The sequence below is a fragment of the Streptococcus jiangjianxini genome (assembly GCF_040225085.1).
Classification (GTDB): domain Bacteria; phylum Bacillota; class Bacilli; order Lactobacillales; family Streptococcaceae; genus Streptococcus; species Streptococcus jiangjianxini.
This window is the reverse complement of record NZ_JBEHGL010000002.1, coordinates 74,608-94,274: the sequence shown is the minus strand read 5'-3', so window position 1 is coordinate 94,274 and position 19,667 is coordinate 74,608. Positions and strand designations below refer to the sequence as shown.

Genomic DNA, 19,667 nt, shown 5'->3' with positions numbered 1-19,667 from the left:
CATAAGCGCTAAAAACTATGGGAAAATATTTTGGAACAGATGGTGTTCGCGGAGAAGCAAACTTAGAGTTAACACCAGAACTAGCATTTAAATTGGGGCGTTTTGGTGGCTATGTTCTTAGTCAGCATGAAAATGAACGTCCTAAAGTCTTTGTAGCTCGTGATACTCGCATTTCTGGTGAAATGTTAGAGGCTGCTTTGGTAGCAGGACTTTTATCTGTTGGCATTGAAGTCTACCGACTTGGTGTGCTGGCAACACCAGGCGTTTCCTATCTTGTAAGAACAGAAAATGCTAGCGCTGGCGTGATGATTTCAGCTAGTCATAATCCTGCCCAAGACAATGGGATCAAATTCTTCGCTAATGACGGTTTCAAACTCAGTGATGCATTAGAAGCTGAGATTGAAGCACTTTTAGAAGCTGAAGATGATAACCTACCGCGTCCATCAGCTGAGGGCCTTGGCAGTTTAGTGGATTATCCAGAAGGCCTTCGTAAATATGAAGCCTTCTTGGTTTCTACCGGTGTTACCCTTAACGGTATGAAAGTTGCCCTTGACGGTGCCAACGGTGCTGCTCATCGTTCAGCACGTCAGGTCTTCCTAGATTTGGATGCTAATATTTCAGTCATTGGGGATCAGCCGGATGGACTAAACATCAATGCCGGCGTTGGTTCAACACACCCAGAAGCTCTACAAGACTTGGTTAAAGAAACTGGTTCAGCGATTGGCTTGGCTTTTGATGGCGATAGCGACCGCTTAATTGCAGTAGATGAGAATGGTGAGATTGTAGACGGTGATAAAATCATGTACATCATCGGTAAGCACATGGCCCAACATGGTCAATTAGCTAAAAATACGATTGTAACGACTGTCATGTCAAACCTAGGTTTCCATAAGGCTTTGGATAGAGAAGGTATTGAAAAGGCAGTGACAGCAGTTGGTGACCGCTATGTTGTCGAAGCAATGCGTCAATCAGGTTATAATCTTGGTGGTGAACAGTCTGGACATGTCATTATTATGGATTACAACACGACGGGTGATGGTCAATTGACAGCAATCCAACTGACAAAAGTCATGCAGGAAACAGGGAAGTCACTATCTGAATTATCATCAGACGTCACTATTTACCCACAAAAACTGGTCAATATTCACGTTGAAAATGGCATGAAAGATAAAAGTATGGAAGTTCCAGCTATCGCTGATATCATTGCCAAGATGGAAGCTGAAATGGCTGGCAACGGCCGTATTCTCGTTCGCCCAAGTGGAACAGAACCTCTTCTTCGAGTAATGGCAGAAGCTCCAACAGATGAAGAAGTAGACTATTATGTTGATACTATCGCTGATGTTGTACGGGCAGAAATTGGTATCGACTAGAACCATAAAGTCGTCATTTGACGGCTTTTTTGGTATGATTGAAGAAATGATAACAATAGTGAGGTTACAGCTATGCCAATGCTTGCAGACAGTAAGGCCGTAGATAATTATATTGCAAAAGTGGATGAAACACACCGGACTCTTTTGAAAGAACTAAGAGAGATTATTAAGACCACCTTGCCAAAGGCTTCAGAAGGTTTAGCCTGGTCCATGCCCTCTTATTGGCAAAATACTTACATCATCCACTTTCAAGCTTTTAAAAAGCATGTCAATGTTTATGTTGGACCTGATGCTGTGTCCTATTGGCAAGATAAATACCCTGAACTATCATTTACCAAACGTGGTTTTCAGTTGCCCTATGATCAGAAAGTTCCAAAAGAAGCCATTAAGACGATTTGTCTCTGGCAATTACAACAATATGGAGAAAGAGATGAGACTTGATAAATTTTTAGTTGAAAACGGCATTGGTTCTCGTACAGAAGTTAAAGCTATTCTCAAGAAAAAGCACATAGCAGTAAACGGGGAGGTAGAAACATCACCTAAATGTCATATCGATCCGTTGGTGGATCAAGTGTTTTATAATGGTCAATTGTTGGTTTATGAGAAATTTCTTTATTACATGTTACATAAGCCAGCAGGAGTGGTTTCAGCGACAGAGGATGTTCAGCATAAAACAGTCCTGGATTGTCTGGATGGCTTGGCTAGAACGAAAGGCGTTTTTCCAGTTGGGCGTTTAGATATTGATACAGAAGGATTGCTGTTATTGACCAACAACGGACAACTAGCGCATGCTATGCTGTCACCTAAGAAACATGTTGATAAGGTCTATCAAGCAGAGGTGGAAGGTATCATGACCACGGAAGATCAGCTTATGTTTCAAAAAGGCATTGCCTTAAGTGATCATGTTTGCCTACCTGCTCAGTTAGATATTATATCAGTGGACATGGAAAATCAAAAAAGTCTTGTTAATATTACGATTCAAGAAGGTAAATTCCACCAGGTTAAACGTATGGTGAAAGCTTGTGGCAAGGAAGTTATCCATCTTAAGCGTTTATCCATGGGACCACTATGGCTTGATAGTCGTTTAAAAAAAGGTGACTGGCGTCGTCTTTCTGAAAAAGAACTCTCCAGTCTAGAGTTATTCGATGTGACATTATAAAAAGAATCTCGCTTGGTTAAACGAGATTCTTTTTGATATGATGGCATTTAGATGGCCCATTCTCCGTTACGGAAAATCGGAACAACTTGCCCATCGGCAGTGATACCATCAATATCCATTTGATCAGAGCCGATCATAAAGTCAACGTGTGCGGTTGAACGATTAAGGCCAGCAGCTTCGAGCTCTTCATTGGACATCTCAGTACCACCTTGAATGCTAAAGGCATAGGCTTGACCGATAGCCAAGTGGTTTGAGGCATTTTCATCAAAGAGAGTATTAAAGAAAGTCAATCCTGATAATGAAATGGGTGTTTTATGTGGGACAAGAGCCACTTCACCCAGAGAGCGGGCACCATCACTTTCTTCGACTAGACGCTTGATGGTATCTTCTCCTTTTTTAGCAGTAACATCAATAATGCGCCCATTTTCGAAAGTGAATGTCATATCTTCGATAATAACCCCAGCATAGCTTAGTGGCTTGGTAGAAGAGACGTAACCATCAGCACGACGGTAATCAGGAGCCGTGAAAACTTCTTCAGTTGGCATATTGGCAATAAATTCTTCGCCTTGAGCATTAATGCTACCAGCAGCTTCCCAAAGGTGATTTTTAGGCATACCAAGCGTTAAGTCAGTTCCAGGAGCTGTATAATGAAGGGCGTCAAATTGGTAGTTGTTTAAAATGTCAGCTTTTGAAACTAGGTTTGCTTGATGCTGATCCCAAGCTTTAATTGGGTCTTCTTCGTAAACACGGTTTAGTTTGAAAATAGTATCCCAAAGGGCATCAACTTGCTCTTCTTCAGTAGCTAAATCAGGGAAGACAAGAGCGGCCCATTCTTTACCAGATGCAGCTGCTAAATTCCAGCTAATTTTATTTGATTGTGTTGCTTCACGCTGTGCAGCAAGCGCGATTGCTTGAGCCTGAGTAGCTTTTGAAAGGCGCTCTTGATCGACGACTGAGAAAACATTTGGATCAGATGAACGGATCACTAAGCGGCTAGCTTTTTTCTCTAAGAAATAGTCTGACTTAGCCACCAGGTAATCCGCAACGCTTGTGACGCGCTCCTCATCAGCATGTAGGAAGCGATCACGCGTAATTTGGTCGTCAATGTAATCAACAACCACTTCAGCAGCCCCATATTGGTAAGCAAATTTGGTTAATAAACGGGCGAAATCAACTTGATCAACGCCAATTGAAATAACAAGTGTGTGTCCTTTTTGAACATTAACCCCTTTAGCGATCAGCAATTCTGCATATTTTGCTAAATTAGCTTGAAAATTAGGTAAAACCATAACGATCTCCTTTTTACATAGTAAGTTTATTTTACCATAAAAACGCTGTAAAATCACAATTTCTCGACAGTTCCAAATCTTAAGAAGTGACTGGTTTCAGTTGCTATATCATCTAAATCATGGTATCATTTTAAGAGATAAATTCAGAATAAGAGGTATTACTTTTGGCATTTGGAGATAACGGACCACGTAAGAAAACAGCATTTCAAAAATTAACGATTGTAGTCGTCTTTTTGATGGTTATCATAACCGTTGCTGGTCTTGTTGTATCAGCACTAGGTTCATTAGGCTGGTAGGGAAACGCTGTAAAGCGTTTTTTTCTGCTAAGAAAAGAGGAAAATATGAGTATGTTTTTAGACACAGCCAAGGTTTCAGTGAAAGCTGGTCGTGGCGGAGATGGCATGGTTGCCTTCCGTCGTGAAAAGTATGTTCCAGACGGAGGACCTTGGGGAGGTGATGGCGGACGTGGCGGTAACGTCATTTTTGTCGTGGATGAGGGCCTTCGTACCTTGATGGATTTTCGGTACAACCGTAAATTTAACGCCCAAGCTGGGGAAAAAGGAATGACGAAGGGCATGCACGGAAAAGGTGCTCAGGATCTTTATGTTAAGGTCCCTCAAGGAACAACCGTCCGTGATGCGGAAACTGGAAAAGTTCTAACTGATTTGATTGAAAATGGTCAAGAATTCGTTGTCGCGCGTGGGGGTCGTGGGGGTCGTGGTAATATTCGATTTGCAACTCCTAGAAACCCTGCACCTGAAATTGCTGAAAATGGGGAGCCAGGAGAAGAGCGTCGCCTTGAGCTTGAATTGAAAATTTTGGCTGATGTTGGTTTAGTCGGCTTTCCATCTGTTGGGAAATCAACACTGTTAAGTGTGGTTTCAGCAGCTAAACCTAAGATTGGCGCTTACCACTTCACGACTATTGTCCCTAATATCGGTATGGTCCGTACTAAGTCAGGTGAGAGCTTTGTCATGGCAGACCTTCCAGGACTGATTGAGGGAGCTCATCAAGGTGTCGGCTTAGGCACTCAATTCTTACGTCATATTGAGCGTACGCGAGTGATTCTGCATGTTATTGATATGTCCGCTAGTGAAGGTCGTGATCCATTTGAAGATTATCAAACGATTAATAACGAGTTGGAGTCTTATAATCTCCGTTTGATGGAACGTCCGCAAGTCATCGTAGCTAATAAGATGGACATGCCAGAATCAGAAGAAAATCTGAAAGTATTTAAAGAGAAATTGGCAAAAGAATATGATGAATTTGATGATTTGCCAATGATTTTCCCAATTTCAAGTATTGCTCATCAAGGTTTGGAGAATCTTCTTGAGGCAACCTCTGAGTTATTGGATCATACAGATGACTTCTTGCTCTATGATGAATCCGATATGCAAGATGATGAAGTTTACTATGGTTTCAATCCAGATGAACGTCCATTTGACATTTCACGTGATGATGATGCCACCTGGGTACTGTCTGGTGAGAAACTGGAAAAACTTTTTGTCATGACGAATTTGGAACGCGACGAATCCCTTATGAAATTTGCACGTCAACTGCGTGGTATGGGTGTTGATGATGCTCTTCGTCAACGTGGTGCCAAAGATGGTGACATCGTCCGTATCGGCAACTTTGAATTTGAGTTTGTGGATTAACATACAAAAACCATTAACGGTTTATCGTAAACTTACAGCTGTGACAATTCATGATTGACCTTTTAAAGAAAAGCAACCACTAAAATGTTACGCTACGTTAGTTTTCTTAGAGGCTGCGTTGCCGTGTTCAGTTGTAAATATTTTCAACTTGGATAAGATAGTATAGATAGATTCCTTTCGTGTCGTAAGCTGCACTATCTGGAAACGGAAATATAGACAGCAGAAATCTCGGGAAATTTATTTAAAGTTGATATGATTATAAATGAAATGCGATGACATGATCTGCAATTTCAAAACTAGAGCTCAAAAATTCATTTACGGGAGGTTGTTATGGGAGATAAACCCATATCTTTTAAAGATAAAGATGGTAATTTTGTTTCGGCAGCCGATGTTTGGAATGCTGCTAAGTTAGAAGAACTGTTCAACCAACTTAATCCAAATCGAAAATTACGCTTAGAGCGTGAACGAAAAGCTAAAGAGATAGAATTAAATCAATAAGAAAACAGTATGAAGCATTCATCGTTGAGTTCAGCTATACTGTCTGTTGACGACAATGGATAACTGATGTCTAAACAAAAGAGAAGACGAAGGGTAGAGTTTACTGAAAAGTAAGCCTTACTGTTTACATAAAAAGAGAAAAGAGGAATCTAGCCATACTAGGGTGGATTCCTTTTTGCTTTTGTTTTATCATATCCATCAAAATCCAAAAAAAGCGGAATCCAGTCTCTGTATACAATTGATTTTAGTCGGGGAGGAGTGAGTTCTTTTGGCATAACAAGACCATACCGCTATTTCTGAATTTTAGTAAATGTTAAGGCCATAATCTTCTTCGAATTAACCACAATAGGATTGTGGCTGTTTGTAATGCCATGTTGAAAAGACCTGATACCTTAGAAACATCAAGACTATATCTGTGTTTAAGTCCGCATTTTTGGCTTTTATCTTTTAGTGATGATTTAACAGACGCTTTTTCTAAAATCTCTTCTGAAAGAGGTGTTCATCACGCCTAATGGTGATAGCATTAGTCACTTCTTGATAACAATCTGCTTTTGAAGGGTAGATTTGACAAGGCTTCATATTAAAATAGTGGGTTTCCTGAGGATGATATTTTTCCGTCGTATCCCTATTTTTGCCTTCTTTAGTGCCATATGTCCCTTAATGAGTCCAAAGAAGGACTGCCTTTTTTAACGAAATGGCTCTTAGCTAGGATAATGTGACAATGAGATTTCTTTCGGTAGCTTTACCTATTTGGTGACGTATCGTTGCCATTTCTTGGATGTCCAGAATGAAGATTATCGGTGGTTCCTAATATCATATTTCCTTGACAATGAGAAAAGTGGAATGTTTGAACATTGTAGTTATTTTGATAACCGTAGGCTATCGTAAGACAAATGAGATTTTGATATTGGACTCTTTTAGTTCCAACGATTCTATGACATTCTGATTCGTTTTAGACGATGCTTGCTAACGCTCCGTTTCCTTGCTTTACATGAAACATCATATGGCAGGTTTTGCTTAAACTAAAAAGCCCTATTATCTCTATAGAGTGGAATTGACCCAATATAGAAATGATAGCGCCTGTTTACAATTAGTCTAAATGGTATAATCTCATCAAAAACGTTAAATAATCTTGTGGCTTATTCGTTATATGCTTTTGTTCATAGCGAGCTTTGTTAGGATAGTCTGTGATTATCCCATCAATAGGTGCTTGGAGATATGTTGCTAATTGCTTTTGGTCATTGATAGTCCAAACATATAAATCTTTATGTTTATCGTGAGCTAATTTAGCGATGTGATTGGTGTATGAAAATTCTTCAAGAGCATAGAAGTCAACCTTATCACTGATAAAGTCTCCAAATTGAAAAGTGATAACATGCCCCGTTTTGAGATCAGGGCGCTTGTCCTCAATAGTTTCGATGAGGTTTAAATCCTGAGACATGAATTGATGTTTAGGATGATGTGATACCCTGCTTAATTCTTTTAGGAAATATTCGGCATAATCAGGTTGATGTCTCGTAGGTTTTAACTCAATCAAAAGAGGTAAGTTTATCTTCTGAGCTTCTTCTAAAAATGTTTTGAAAGAGACGATCTGGCTAGTATGTTCATTTTGTCTAAGGGTTTGACCGATGATATCCTGTGCTTTAGATTGACTTACTCGCTTAGCTTGACCAGTAAGACGTCTAAGATTATCATCGTGATTAATGATAAATTGTTTATCCTTTGTCATTAGAACATCAATCTCAACCATATCTGCCCCCGCTTGTTTAGAAGCTTTCAGACCTTCTATCGAATTTTCAACAGCCTCGTCAACATAGCCACGATGGGCGATAATGTTAACTTTTTCTGGGTCCCCATTGCCAAGCCGGTTGGCATTGTAAAAGAAGGCACCAAAAGCAACGGCGATATTTAAAAGAAGAAGTCGCATCCAACGGCCTTTTCGACGTTGGGGACTCGGTTCTACGTCGATAATATCCTTTTGTTCAAGTTCTAGAATGAGATAAGCCAAGGAGGCTAGTTTAATCAAAAGACTTGCGGTAAATAGGATTAACCAAGTCAGGCTGGCTAAAATAGTTTGAGCTAATACCTCTGTACCGCTATTTCCTCTAAAAAGAAGAGCAAGGATGCCCAGTAAAAGCCCTGTTGCTATCATAGATAGCAGTGTGATGGTTCCAGCAATAACTGCCAGTCCAATGAAGGTTAATAAGGAGCGCCCCGCAGTCATTTGCCAACTGGTTCTGAGGTTGTCAGTGAAAGAACTCTCCTTACGTGTAACTGTTAAAGGGAGCGTATAGACTAATCGACTATTGATGTAAAACAGTAGAGCATAGACGATAAAGAGCCCCACTTGACCTGAATGAGATTTTTGTAATTCTCCAATGATAAACTCTGGAATATAGAGCCGTTCAATAAGAGCAGATGAGAAGAAAAAACGAAGTACTGGAATGGTTATCAGCAGATACGACAGAAAGGCAAAGAAATGTCGACCCTTAATGCTGCCAATAAAGTTTTTACAATCGGTTTTAAAATATTCAAATCCCAATTCTAAAGGAGTGTCTTTGTAGCGTAGTATTTCAACAAGGAGGGAGAATTCTATAAAAACAAGAAAGGCTAGTACAAGTAAATAAATCAGTAGGAGTAAAAACGTTAATGGATTACCTAAAAAGCTATAGATATTATCCATAGATAGGCCAGGAAATCCCGAGGTTACTAAAATGCCACGGAAAAGCCAGGAAAGTAGGTAAGAGCCACCGATGGTCATGGTTACCTGTAAAAAAGCCGTACGAAGACTATATATGATAACATGTTTGTAGATGTCGTGTAAGACAGCAAGAAGTTTGATAATCATAGGATACTTTCTGTTGATATGATTATTCTATTTTATCAGATTGACCGTATTAGGGGAATGTCATTGTCTTATTTGTTCGAGTTTTTCAGGAGTTAACTGATACCTCTTTTGGGCAACCTCTCTAATGTAGTTTCTGTCATGTGAGACACTAATGATGGCTCCTGGAAAATCTCTGAGAATTTCTCGGATGATGGGCTGACTAGTCGGAGAAAAATGTCGAGTTGGCTCATCTAAAACGAGCACATTATTACCCGCTAAGACCATTTTAGCTAAGAAGAGTTTGGCCTTTTGACCTCCAGACAAATCTATTACCGAATGTGAGATTTCATCTCTTGTGAATTGAAGGCTCGCCAGTAGTGTTCTTGCTTTTTCTGGTTCAGTAACTTCAGTTAGAAAGTCAAGAGTAGAAAGATTGTGATTTAGAAAATCATCATAATGCTGGGGCATGTAGCCAAGGGATGGTTCTGTTCTAGAAGATAGTTCGTTCAAGATTTTCTTGAGGAGGCGAGTTTTACCGATGCCGTTTGAGCCAGTGATAACTATCTTGTCTTGTCCCTTGACCAGTAAGTTAATCGTTTGGCCAGTTTCAAGGGGCTGTTCTACCCAATTGATCAGGATTTTGTTTGTGGAAAGGGGAGAGATTTCTGAAAAGAAGAGGTTAATAGCATCCATATCTTGCGGGATTTCCGTAAACTTTTCAGCTTCCTTGCCATAACGTTTTTCTTGGGAAAGAATGGTGTTCAGTTTTTTAGCTAATAATCGACCTGCTACACCATTTTTAGTATGACGAAGTTGGTGCTCTACGCTTTGATGAATACGGTGACTGCGAGCCATACGTTCTTGATGTTCCTCTCTTTCCTTGTTGGCTCGTTGCAGTTGTCGTTCAAAAGTTTCTCTTCGATTTTCTTTATAGTCACTATAGCTACCTTTGAAATAGCTAGCGCGCGGTGTGGAACGTTTTTTTAATAACTCTAAATGAAGAATAGCAGTGGCTGTATTTTCTAGAAAAGTTTCGTCGTGTGAAATAAAAATAATCGTCTTATCGGATTGAATAATAAAGTGTTCTAACCAAATAATACTATCTCGATCCAAGTCACTAGATGGCTCATCTAAGATTAGTAAATCAGGATCCTGTGCTAATATTTTTAACAATTGGATCTTTAATTTTTCCCCGCCTGATAAACTAGATAGAGTCTGAGCATTATCCTCGAATCGCTCTACATCAAGGTGAAAACGATCAGCCATTCTGTAAAATATAGAAAAGTCGAAAGTGGTGTAGTCTATGTCCCCATAGAGAAAATCAGCTACACTTTGTTTCAGTTGTTCTGAAGTTAGACTTTGTGGTAAATAACCGATATGATGCCATTGATTTATAATTTTGCCCTCTACATTGATGTAGTCAGATACAGCAGTAGGGTCTATAATTGCTTTGATAAGGCTGGATTTACCAGTCCCTTCTTCACCGATAATGGCCAGTTTATCGCCAACATTAACCACCAAATCAAGATTGTTAACCAAATCCGTCAAGTCTTTTTGATGAGTTAGAGTAAGATGCTGTGTTTGTAACATAAATGCCTCCTTTTGAACAAGCTAAAAACTCCCTACTTTATCAAGTAGAGAGTCTGAGTATGCAGATAGACCTGATAGTCAACGAAAATCAAAATAAGACCAGGAGATGCTGGTGTCGATAGAAATGAAGGGCATTTCTATCAAGTCAATAAGGTCTCAATTTGAGTTTAGAAGCGTGTGAAAGATTAGCATTTGAAAACAGGTACGAAAGAGCATACTAAAAAACAAAACTTGATAAAGCTATCATATTTTCTTTCTTAGTGAATCATGTGCTCCTTACCTCCAGCTGTTATTGAATTGACTATAACATACTTTGTAAATGGTGTCAATTTTGATATGATAGAGGTATGAAAAAAATCATCGTTATTGGTTGCCCTGGCTCTGGCAAATCAACCTTGGCTAGACAACTGGCAGAACTGACAAAATTCCCCTTACACCATTTGGATTTGATGAATTGGAATGCTGACAGAACAACAGTCGCACCTGAGCTTTTTCTAGAACGTCAAAAAACTATTTTAAAGCAAGATTCTTGGATTATCGATGGTAATTATGGCGGTACACTAGATTTGCGCTTTGAAGCGTGCGACACGATTATCTTTCTCGATTTTCCTTTGGATATCTGTATAGAAGGAGTGATGAAGAGAGTCGGGACTGTTAGACCAGATATGCCTTGGATTGAGACAGAAATTGATTTAGAGTTTTTAGAGTTCATCAAACAATTTCCTGAGAAGAGCCGCCCTAAAATTTTAGCTTTAATTGATAAATTTTCCCATAAAAACATTTATCAATTAATAAGCAGAGAAGAATCAGAAGCATTTTTACAAAACATCAAAAAAGCCTTCAAGTCATGAAACTTGAAAGCTTTTTTCTTAATGACTGAGAACCTTATCAAGGAAGTCTTTAAGTCGCGGATGTTGTGGGCTATCAAAGATTTGTTCTGGTGTACCATCCTCGATAAATTGACCACCATCGGTAAAGATAACACGATTGGCAACTTGGCGTGCAAATCCCATCTCGTGGGTAACAATTAACATGGTCATGCCTTGTTCAGCTAGGTCTTTCATAACGTTAAGAACATCCCCAACCATTTCAGGGTCAAGGGCAGACGTTGGCTCGTCAAAGAGCATAATATCAGGATTCATGGCCAATGAACGAGCAATGGCAACACGTTGTTTTTGTCCACCAGACAAACTATCTGGAAGAGCGTCCCGTTTTTCAGCCAAACCAACTTTTTCGAGAAGCTCCATTCCTTGTTTTTCAGCTTCAGCTTTTCCTAATTTACCAAGTTCAATCGGTCCAAACATGATATTTTCAAGAACAGTCATGTGAGGAAATAAGTTGAAGTGTTGGAACACCATACCGATGTTTTCACGAGCTTTATCGATATTTGTTTTGGGGTCTGAGAGTTCGAAGCCATCAACGATAACATTACCACTTGTGATGGTCTCTAATAGATTAAGAGTACGAAGGAAAGTTGATTTTCCTGAACCAGAAGGACCAATGATACAAACGACATCGCCTTCGTAAAATTTAGCATTAATTCCTTTTAAAACTTCGTTATCGCCATAAGATTTGTGCAAATCCTGGACGTCGATTTTTAATTCTGCCATTATTTAAGCCTCTTTTCTAAACGTTTTGCCAACTTAGTCAATAGCGTAATGATGACTAGATAAATGAGAGCAAGGATTGCATACATCCGGAAAGATTGGTAGTTACGAGCAATGATAATCTTACCTGTTTGGAAAAGTTCCACCAAACCAATCGCTGATACGATGGTGGTATCCTTCAAAGAAATAACAAACTGGTTGATGAAGTTTGGAAGCATTAGTTTAACTGCTTGAGGTAGAATAATCTTACGCATAGTTGTCTGGTAGGAGATACCGAGACTGCGGCTGGCTTCCATCTGTCCAATAGGGACCGCTTCGATACCACCACGTACAATTTCAGCAATATAAGCACCACCATTTAAAGAAAGGGCAATAGTTGCTGCAACAAAGTCATTGATGGGTGATTGTTGACCGGTAATGCTTTCAATAAGATTAGGGATTCCCCAGAAAATGAAAGCAGCTACAATCATAAGTGGGATACCACGCACCACATCAACGAAAATGGTTGAAATGACACGAAGTGTTTTATTTGGGGCGACAGCCATCATACCAAAGATAATTCCGATAATCATGGCAATGGCAAATGAAATAAGTGTTAGGCTAACTGTCGTCCCAAGGCCAGAAAGAAGTTGTTTGTAGTTATTCTTGATGAGCCCAAGAATAGTTGTTTCATCAATCGTTTTTTCCTCTTTATTGTTAGAGGTTGTTGAAGTAGCAAGGTATTTTTTAACAAGTTTATCGTAAGTACCATCTTCTTTAAGGGCAGCCATACCATTATTGAACATTTCAATAAGTTCTGGATCAGTTCCCTTTTTAACGGCAAATCCAACTTGACCAGAAGGTTCTCCTTTGATAGGTGTTTCGAACTTACGACCTTGTTGAATAGCGTATGCTAAGACTGGCTCATCATCCATAAGTGCATCGATAGAACCTGAGTTCAAACTGTCATACATGGTGGATGCTTCGTCGAATGCTTTTAGTTTGTAGCCGTATTTCTCTTTCTTGTCAGCGAGGAAATCGTAAGAAGACGTTCCGTTCTTAGCACCGACTGTCTTACCTTTTAAATCTTTATACGAAGAAACGTCAGTCCCTTTTTTAATGGCAAGGATGATATTAGTAGTGTAGTAAGGATCTGAGAAATCAAATGTTCCTTTACGCTCTTCGGTAATAGTCATACCAGCGATAGCACCATCCGCTTGGCTAGATTGCACGGCGTTAAGAGCAGCATCGAAACCAACATTGTTAATTTTGATTTTAAAGCCTTGTTGCTTAGCGATGGCTTTGATTAAGTCCATATCAAAACCAGTGTATTTACCAGCATCATCTTGGTATTCAAATGGTGCAAAAGAAGTGTCAGATGCGATCACATATTGTTCTTTTTGGGGCTCTGCCTTAGCGTTTGCATCGCCAGTTGAACTTAGCTTAGCAATGGTTGCAGCTTTACCGAGCCATTTAGCCATGATGTCATCATAGGTACCATCTTTTTTCATGTCAGCAAAAGCTTCATTAAAATCCTTGATAAGGTACTCGTACTGGCTTCCTTTTTTGACGCCAAAAGCAAAGCTACCGACTTTCTCGCCATCCATTTTGATAGCGTAATCCTTGCCTTGTTTAATAGCAAATTGGACAACAGGTTCATCATCCATAGCTGCATCAATAGAACCAGAATCAAGACTGTTATTCATAAGATCACTAGTGTCAAATGTTTTAACTTTAAAGTGGTATTTTTTATGAATGTTATCTAAGAAAGTTTGAGAAGCAGTACCATTTTTGACACCCACTGTTTTGCCTTTTAATTGGCTATATTTTGAAATAGTTTTCCCTTTTTTAGTATATAGGACAACAGCTGTATCATAGTAAGTGTCAGAGAATGTAAAGACTTTTTTACGAGGTTCAGTAACTGTTGTACCAGCCATCAAGGCGTCTGCTTGGCCAGCTTGTACAGCATTTACTGCAGCATCAAAGCCAGGAAAAGTCATATTAACATCCCAATTCTTACGTTTGGCGACCTCGTTGATAATATCAACATCAATCCCCTTGTAAATTTGGTCGGAATCTTTGAATTCAAATGGTGCATAAGCGGTGTCAGAGACAACGTCAATCGTATCAGCAGCGACACGAGCACCGAACACAAAGAAAACGGAAACAAGCGTTAATAGAAATGCTTTAAATTTCGTCTTCATGTTCATCTCCTTATATAAAAAAATTATAGCTCATTATAGCAAAATATTGACAAGATAGCAAGATTTGAAGGACGTTGTGTCATAAAACCTAACATTGCAAGATTAAGTTTTCATAAAACTTATTAAAACGATAATAGCATCAGCCAAAGTTTGCTTAATATTGAGTATTCGTTATCAGTTAAAGAAACAGACAAAGATGGTAGCATTAGGATAGTTGGACAAAGAATTACTTGAGATTAGAATCTTTTTCTCTTCTTAAAAGGAAGGGCTATGATAAAATAGAAGCATGATAGATAAACAAGAAAATAATGTATTTAAATTAGTATCGAAATATCAACCTTCAGGGGATCAACCGCAAGCCATTGAGCAGCTAGTTGATAATATCGAAGGTGGCGAAAAAGCTCAAATTTTGCTTGGAGCCACGGGTACTGGTAAGACTTATACCATGAGTCAAGTCATTAGCAAGGTGAACAAGCCCACCTTGGTTATTGCTCATAATAAAACGTTGGCGGGTCAGCTTTATGGTGAGTTTAAAGAGTTTTTCCCGGACAATGCGGTGGAATATTTTGTTTCCTATTATGATTATTATCAGCCAGAAGCCTATGTCCCTTCATCTGATACCTATATTGAGAAGGATTCTTCGGTTAATGATGAGATTGATAAATTAAGGCATTCAGCGACATCAGCGCTTTTGGAGCGAAATGATGTGATTGTTGTTGCCTCCGTATCTTGTATCTATGGATTAGGATCACCCAAAGAATATGCTGATTCAGCCGTTTCTCTACGACCAGGTCAAGAAATCTCCCGTGATCAATTGCTAAATCAACTGGTAGATATCCAGTTTGAACGTAATGATATTGACTTCCAACGTGGGCGTTTTCGTGTTCGTGGGGATGTTGTAGAAATTTTCCCAGCTTCTCGTGACGAACATGCCTTTCGTGTCGAATTTTTCGGTGATGAAATTGACCGCATTCGTGAAATCGAAAGTTTGACAGGTAAAAATCTAGGCGAGGTTGAGCATCTGGTTCTCTTCCCTGCTACTCACTTTGTGACAAATGATGAGCATATGGAGCAATCCATTGCCAAAATTCAAGCGGAGTTAGAGGAACAACTAAAGGTCTTTGAATCAGAAGGCAAACTCTTAGAAGCCCAACGTCTCAAACAACGAACTGAATATGATATTGAGATGTTACGCGAGATGGGCTATACCAATGGTGTTGAAAACTATTCCCGCCATATGGATGGACGAAGTGAAGGCGAGCCACCTTATACACTGCTTGATTTCTTTCCTGAGGATTTCATGATTATGATTGATGAAAGCCACATGACTATGGGGCAAATCAAAGGCATGTATAATGGTGACCGTTCTCGTAAACAGATGCTGGTTGATTATGGATTTCGTTTGCCATCGGCTTTGGATAACCGTCCGCTTCGTCGCGAAGAATTTGAAAGCCATGTTCATCAGATCGTTTATGTATCTGCGACACCTGGCGACTATGAGAACGAACAAACCGATACTGTCATTGAACAAATCATCCGTCCAACAGGCCTCCTAGACCCAGAAGTAGAAGTTCGCCCAACCATGGGACAAATGGACGACTTGCTAGAAGAAATCACGATACGATCAGAAAAAGGTGAGCGTACCTTTATTACCACACTGACTAAGAAAATGGCTGAGGACTTGACAGATTATCTGAAAGAAATGGGTGTCAAGGTTAAATACATGCACTCAGATATTAAAACGCTTGAACGGACTGAGATCATTCGTGACCTTCGCTTAGGAATCTTTGATGTTCTTATTGGGATTAACTTACTCCGCGAGGGGATTGATGTTCCAGAAGTCAGTCTGGTAGCGATTTTAGATGCTGACAAAGAAGGATTTCTTCGAAATGAACGCGGTCTTATCCAGACTATTGGACGTGCTGCTCGTAACTCAGAGGGACATGTCATCATGTATGCAGACAAGATGACTGAATCCATGCAACGGGCCATAGATGAAACCGCTCGTCGTCGTGAGATCCAGATTCGCTACAATGAAGAGCATGGCATTGTTCCACAAACCATTAAGAAAGATATTCGTGATTTAATTGCTATTTCCAAGACTTCTGATAGCGATGTCGCAGAGGAAGCGGTTGATTACACAGCGATGACTAAATCCGAGCGTCAAGAAGCCATTAAGAAACTACAAAAACAAATGCAAGAAGCGGCAGAGTTGCTTGATTTCGAATTAGCAGCCCAAATCCGCGATATGGTCTTGGAATTGAAAGCTATGGATTAGGAATTAGACTGCTATTTTGAACTGCTCTACTTAGATGGAAGACAAAGTTCTTAGAATTTTATTTCTAAGGACTTTTTGCCAATTTTAGGAGTATAATAAAAGAAAAAACATTTGTGAGGTATGGGTATGTTTCACAAAGAAAATCCAGATTATAATCGCAATCAATATGGTTTCTACACATTAGATCAACTCGTTCCTGAGGATCATTTTCTTCGACAAGTAGATGAGATTATTGACTTTGGTTTCATCTACGATTTGGTAGAGGAGACCTACTCCTCTGACAATGGGCGTCCAAGTCTTGATCCTATCATGCTTATCAAAATCCCTATCCTTCAATGCTTTTATGGCATTCGTTCCATGCGTCAAACCATCAAGGATATTGAAGTGAACATAGCTTATCGTTGGTTTCTTGGGTTGACTTTGGACGATAAGATACCCCATTTTACCACTTATGGTAAGAATTACAGTCGACGTTTTCAGGATAAAGCTGTGATTTCTGAAATCTTTAGCCACGTTTTGACTCAAGCACTCAATGCTGGTTTAGTTGATTCAGATGAGATTTTTGTAGATGGCACCCATATTAAAGCTGCAGCTAATAACCATAAGTATCGGAAGGCATTAGTGGAACAGCAGGCTAAGTTTATGAGTGATCAGTTAGACCTTGAAATTGATTTAGACAGGGAGAAGCATGGAAAAAAGCCCTTAAAAACTGCCAAAAAAGAGGACCCTCAAGAAAAGAAACGATCAACCACCGACCCTGAAAGTGGCTGGTTCCATAAAGGGGAGCATAAGGAGGTCTGAGTATAAGTAAGGTCTTACATTATGATATGTTGACGATTAAAAAGCATGTCAGCTTAGAGCTGACATGCTTTTTGAATATAGTCGTGTTATTTAACTGACCCACCCGTAATACCTTCAACATAGTATTTTTGCATGAACATAAAGAGGAGGGTGATTGGTACAGCAATGAGAACAGAGCCTGCTGTAAACGACATGAACCAATCGTTAATAGTGTCAGGTTGTAACATGGAGAAGAGTCCAATAGCCACAGTATACTTACTGGTAGCATCACCAAGAATAACCTGAGCAAAGATGAAGTCCATCCATGGTCCGATGAAAGCCATCAAAGCTGTGTAAACGATGATAGGTTTTGAAAGTGGTAACGTAATCTTAAAGAAAATATCTTTACGAGTAGCTCCATCAATCATAGCGGATTCATCCAAAGAATATGGGATAGTATCAAAGAATCCTTTGGCAATATAAAAGCCAAGTGCTGCCCCAGATGAGTAAACCAGGACTAAGGCTATGAGCGATTGCGTTAAATTAAGTGCTTTTAAAATATAGTAAACAGCAATCATGCTCATGAAGCCTGGAAACATGTTAAGAACAAGCGCCAATTTTAAGAAGCCATTGCGGAATTTAAACTTAATGCGGCTGAGAGAGTAAGCCATGGCTACGGTGATAAAGGTTGAAATGATGCAGGTTGCCAAAGCCACAAAGAGCGTATTCAGAAACCATTGTCCAAATGGAAAGGAATCATTAGTAAAGAGTTTGATGTAATTTTCTAAAGTCCAAGTTTTTGGAATAAAGTAATTAACATAAGCTGTTCCTTCACCGCGTAAGCTTGTAAGAATTACCCAAGCGATAGGAAAGAGCCAGATAATAGAAAGGACGATAAGCAGGGTATAAACAAACCCTAATTGCATACGGCGTTTTGATTTCATTATTTAACAGCTCCTTCCTTGTAAGATGCAGTGCGCGTGTAGGCTAGTAGACTAAATGCAGCTGAGAGAACAAAGATCAAGATACCGATAACTGAAGCCAAGTTATAGTCCGCAGCTGTAACTGTTAATTTGTAGAGCCAGGTTACCAAGAGATCGGTTGAGCCTGCTTGATAGAATTTTGAGTTAACAGGACCACCACCTGTGAGAAGGTAGATAACGTTAAAGTTATTGATATTACCAATAAATTGTTGGATCAAAGTCGGTGTCATGATTAAGAGAATTTGTGGGAAAGTGATGGATTTAAAGACTTGGAATTTGCTGGCGCCATCGATTTCTGCAGCTTCAATTTGCTCTTGCGGTAAGTTCATGATGATCCCAGTTGCAACAAGCATGGTTACAGGAATACCAACCCACATGTTAACAAATATGATTGAAAATTTAGCCCAAAGTGGATCTGATAGAAACGGTAGACCGTTACTAATTAAACCGATTTTTTGAAGTAAGACATTTAAAGGACCCTCATCATTCAATAGGTTTTTCATGATAAGCAATGAAATGAATTGTGGCACAGCCATAGTGATAACAAAGATGGTACGCCACATTTTTTTGAATTTGAGGCCTTTAGTGTTAATCAAAAGAGCAAGTAGAATACCAAAGAAGAAGTTCGTCACGGTAGCAAAGACCGCCCAGATTAGAGTCCAAGATAGGACTGGGAAGAAGGTGCCAGCCATACGACCACTAAGGATATTACCAAAGTTTGTAAATCCGACCCAATCAAAGAGTGATTTTGGTGGTAAGTGGTTATGATCATAGTTGGTGAAAGCCAATGAGATCATGTAAATCAATGGCAAAATAGTAAACAGAAGAACACCAATCATAGGAATAGCCATTAAGGTCATGTGGAACCGACCGTTGGACAATGTCTCAAGATCTTCCTTAAATGTTGGAATCTTCGCCTTATCACGTTTGATGACATACAAATTTCGAGCACTTTTTAGGTTACACCAGTAAATATAGGCGAAGACCAAACAAAAAATGATAGAAGCTAAGCCAAAGATCAACATGAGCATGGAATTGTCACCTTCGACAGCAACGGCAATTTCGATACCATTGACTGTCTTCGTCGTCATTCCTTGTTCTTTAGTACCGAGTGTTATTAAATTTCCAAATGCTGGAATAACCTGAGTTACAAAGGAAATAAGAAACACAATCTCAGTTGCTAAGAACAAGATGCCTTTTATAATTTGTTTATTGGCCAAATTTGCGAAACCCATAATTAGGGCTGATAACTTAATATCCCATCCACCTTTGGAAAGGGCTTCAGGAACACTGACGTCTTCATAAAAGAGGGACTTAGTCATAGGTTTATCTCCTTTAAATATGATTGAATTTCTACTGGCTAAATCAGCTAAATGAAACATTTAGTCAATTTAGCGAATAGAAAATCTTAAAAAAATAAAAGGTGGAGTGTTCTCACAACACGTATG

At 39.4% G+C, this 19,667-nt stretch carries 15 protein-coding genes and 1 pseudogene; 9 read left to right on the top strand and 7 right to left on the bottom strand.

The window, feature by feature from the left end; translation table 11 throughout:
* Positions 1–17 precede the first annotated feature (17 nt).
* The 3 genes from glmM (at position 18) to ABP870_RS01575 (ending at position 2,529) form a co-directional block, all read left to right on the top strand.
* Complete coding sequence (glmM, locus tag ABP870_RS01585) at positions 18–1,370, top strand: phosphoglucosamine mutase (RefSeq protein ID WP_350013750.1); 1,353 nt, start codon at positions 18–20, stop codon at positions 1,368–1,370.
* A gap of 72 nt (positions 1,371–1,442) precedes the next feature.
* Positions 1,443–1,811 (top strand): iron chaperone, encoded by a 369-nt coding sequence (locus tag ABP870_RS01580; protein WP_350013749.1) that lies wholly within the window; start codon positions 1,443–1,445, stop codon positions 1,809–1,811.
* Complete coding sequence (locus tag ABP870_RS01575) at positions 1,801–2,529, top strand: pseudouridine synthase (protein WP_350013748.1); 729 nt, start codon at positions 1,801–1,803, stop codon at positions 2,527–2,529. Before ABP870_RS01580 ends, ABP870_RS01575 begins: the two co-directional genes overlap by 11 nt.
* A gap of 47 nt (positions 2,530–2,576) precedes the next feature.
* Here the strand turns inward: ABP870_RS01575 and ABP870_RS01570 are convergent, their stop codons facing one another.
* The gene (locus ABP870_RS01570; RefSeq protein ID WP_350013747.1) at positions 2,577–3,818 is read right to left on the bottom strand and encodes an aminopeptidase; all 1,242 of its coding nucleotides are present in this window, start codon (positions 3,816–3,818) and stop codon (positions 2,577–2,579) included.
* Between the two features lie 164 nt (positions 3,819–3,982).
* Between ABP870_RS01570 and ABP870_RS01565 the strand changes: the two genes are divergently transcribed.
* From ABP870_RS01565 to ABP870_RS01555, 3 genes are all read left to right on the top strand, one after another.
* On the top strand, positions 3,983–4,114 hold the full coding sequence (locus tag ABP870_RS01565) for a DUF4044 domain-containing protein (protein WP_018379768.1): 132 nt from the start codon (positions 3,983–3,985) through the stop codon (positions 4,112–4,114).
* A gap of 45 nt (positions 4,115–4,159) precedes the next feature.
* A complete protein-coding gene (gene obgE / locus ABP870_RS01560; protein WP_350013746.1) occupies positions 4,160–5,473 on the top strand; it encodes a GTPase ObgE in 1,314 nt (437 codons plus the stop codon).
* Between the two features lie 330 nt (positions 5,474–5,803).
* Positions 5,804–5,971: a hypothetical protein gene (locus tag ABP870_RS01555; protein ID WP_350013745.1), complete on the top strand. Its 168-nt coding sequence runs from the start codon at positions 5,804–5,806 to the stop codon at positions 5,969–5,971.
* A gap of 1,090 nt (positions 5,972–7,061) precedes the next feature.
* On the opposite strand, the gene ABP870_RS01550 is transcribed toward ABP870_RS01555, so the two are convergent.
* Positions 7,062–8,819 carry a glycerophosphodiester phosphodiesterase gene (locus ABP870_RS01550; RefSeq protein WP_350013744.1) on the bottom strand — a complete coding sequence of 586 codons (1,758 nt, stop codon included), beginning with the start codon at positions 8,817–8,819 and terminating at the stop codon, positions 7,062–7,064.
* Positions 8,820–8,879: 60 nt separating this feature from the next.
* Positions 8,880–10,388 (bottom strand): ATP-binding cassette domain-containing protein, encoded by a 1,509-nt coding sequence (locus tag ABP870_RS01545; protein ID WP_350013743.1) that lies wholly within the window; start codon positions 10,386–10,388, stop codon positions 8,880–8,882.
* Between the two features lie 347 nt (positions 10,389–10,735).
* Here ABP870_RS01545 and ABP870_RS01540 point away from each other — a divergent pair, with 347 nt between their 5' ends.
* A complete protein-coding gene (locus ABP870_RS01540) occupies positions 10,736–11,239 on the top strand; it encodes an adenylate kinase (RefSeq protein WP_350013742.1) in 504 nt (167 codons plus the stop codon).
* 18 nt (positions 11,240–11,257) lie between these two features.
* Here ABP870_RS01540 and ABP870_RS01535 read toward each other — a convergent pair whose 3' ends face one another.
* Both ABP870_RS01535 and ABP870_RS01530 read right to left on the bottom strand, forming a co-directional pair.
* Complete coding sequence (locus ABP870_RS01535) at positions 11,258–11,998, bottom strand: amino acid ABC transporter ATP-binding protein (protein WP_350013741.1); 741 nt, start codon at positions 11,996–11,998, stop codon at positions 11,258–11,260.
* Positions 11,998–14,178: an ABC transporter substrate-binding protein/permease gene (locus ABP870_RS01530; RefSeq protein ID WP_350013740.1), complete on the bottom strand. Its 2,181-nt coding sequence runs from the start codon at positions 14,176–14,178 to the stop codon at positions 11,998–12,000. Before ABP870_RS01530 ends, ABP870_RS01535 begins: the two co-directional genes overlap by 1 nt.
* A gap of 286 nt (positions 14,179–14,464) precedes the next feature.
* Here ABP870_RS01530 and uvrB point away from each other — a divergent pair, with 286 nt between their 5' ends.
* Together uvrB and ABP870_RS01520 are read left to right on the top strand one after the other, a co-directional pair.
* Positions 14,465–16,456, top strand: a complete 1,992-nt coding sequence (gene uvrB / locus ABP870_RS01525) for an excinuclease ABC subunit UvrB (RefSeq protein ID WP_350013739.1) — start codon at positions 14,465–14,467, stop codon at positions 16,454–16,456.
* A gap of 126 nt (positions 16,457–16,582) precedes the next feature.
* Positions 16,583–17,254, top strand: a pseudogene (locus tag ABP870_RS01520) (transposase); the annotation flags it as partial.
* Between the two features lie 89 nt (positions 17,255–17,343).
* Here ABP870_RS01520 and ABP870_RS01515 read toward each other — a convergent pair.
* Both ABP870_RS01515 and ABP870_RS01510 read right to left on the bottom strand, forming a co-directional pair.
* A complete protein-coding gene (locus ABP870_RS01515; RefSeq protein ID WP_350013738.1) occupies positions 17,344–18,180 on the bottom strand; it encodes a sugar ABC transporter permease in 837 nt (278 codons plus the stop codon).
* Positions 18,180–19,541, bottom strand: coding sequence for a carbohydrate ABC transporter permease (locus tag ABP870_RS01510; RefSeq protein ID WP_350013737.1), 1,362 nt, complete (start codon positions 19,539–19,541; stop codon positions 18,180–18,182). Before ABP870_RS01510 ends, ABP870_RS01515 begins: the two co-directional genes overlap by 1 nt.
* Positions 19,542–19,667 lie beyond the last annotated feature (126 nt).

Excerpts from the sequence above, each read along its gene's own strand:
- glmM (WP_350013750.1), top strand. The coding sequence starts at position 18 with ATGGGAAAATATTTTGGAACAGATGGTGTTCGCGGAGAAGCAAACTTA.
- ABP870_RS01580 (WP_350013749.1), top strand. The coding sequence starts at position 1,443 with ATGCCAATGCTTGCAGACAGTAAGGCCGTAGATAATTATATTGCAAAA.
- ABP870_RS01575 (WP_350013748.1), top strand. The coding sequence starts at position 1,801 with ATGAGACTTGATAAATTTTTAGTTGAAAACGGCATTGGTTCTCGTACA.
- ABP870_RS01570 (WP_350013747.1), bottom strand. The coding sequence starts at position 3,818 with ATGGTTTTACCTAATTTTCAAGCTAATTTAGCAAAATATGCAGAATTG.
- obgE (WP_350013746.1), top strand. The coding sequence starts at position 4,160 with ATGAGTATGTTTTTAGACACAGCCAAGGTTTCAGTGAAAGCTGGTCGT.
- ABP870_RS01555 (WP_350013745.1), top strand. The coding sequence starts at position 5,804 with ATGGGAGATAAACCCATATCTTTTAAAGATAAAGATGGTAATTTTGTT.
- ABP870_RS01550 (WP_350013744.1), bottom strand. The coding sequence starts at position 8,819 with ATGATTATCAAACTTCTTGCTGTCTTACACGACATCTACAAACATGTT.
- ABP870_RS01545 (WP_350013743.1), bottom strand. The coding sequence starts at position 10,388 with ATGTTACAAACACAGCATCTTACTCTAACTCATCAAAAAGACTTGACG.
- ABP870_RS01540 (WP_350013742.1), top strand. The coding sequence starts at position 10,736 with ATGAAAAAAATCATCGTTATTGGTTGCCCTGGCTCTGGCAAATCAACC.
- ABP870_RS01535 (WP_350013741.1), bottom strand. The coding sequence starts at position 11,998 with ATGGCAGAATTAAAAATCGACGTCCAGGATTTGCACAAATCTTATGGC.
- ABP870_RS01530 (WP_350013740.1), bottom strand. The coding sequence starts at position 14,178 with ATGAAGACGAAATTTAAAGCATTTCTATTAACGCTTGTTTCCGTTTTC.
- uvrB (WP_350013739.1), top strand. The coding sequence starts at position 14,465 with ATGATAGATAAACAAGAAAATAATGTATTTAAATTAGTATCGAAATAT.
- ABP870_RS01515 (WP_350013738.1), bottom strand. The coding sequence starts at position 18,180 with ATGAAATCAAAACGCCGTATGCAATTAGGGTTTGTTTATACCCTGCTT.
- ABP870_RS01510 (WP_350013737.1), bottom strand. The coding sequence starts at position 19,541 with ATGACTAAGTCCCTCTTTTATGAAGACGTCAGTGTTCCTGAAGCCCTT.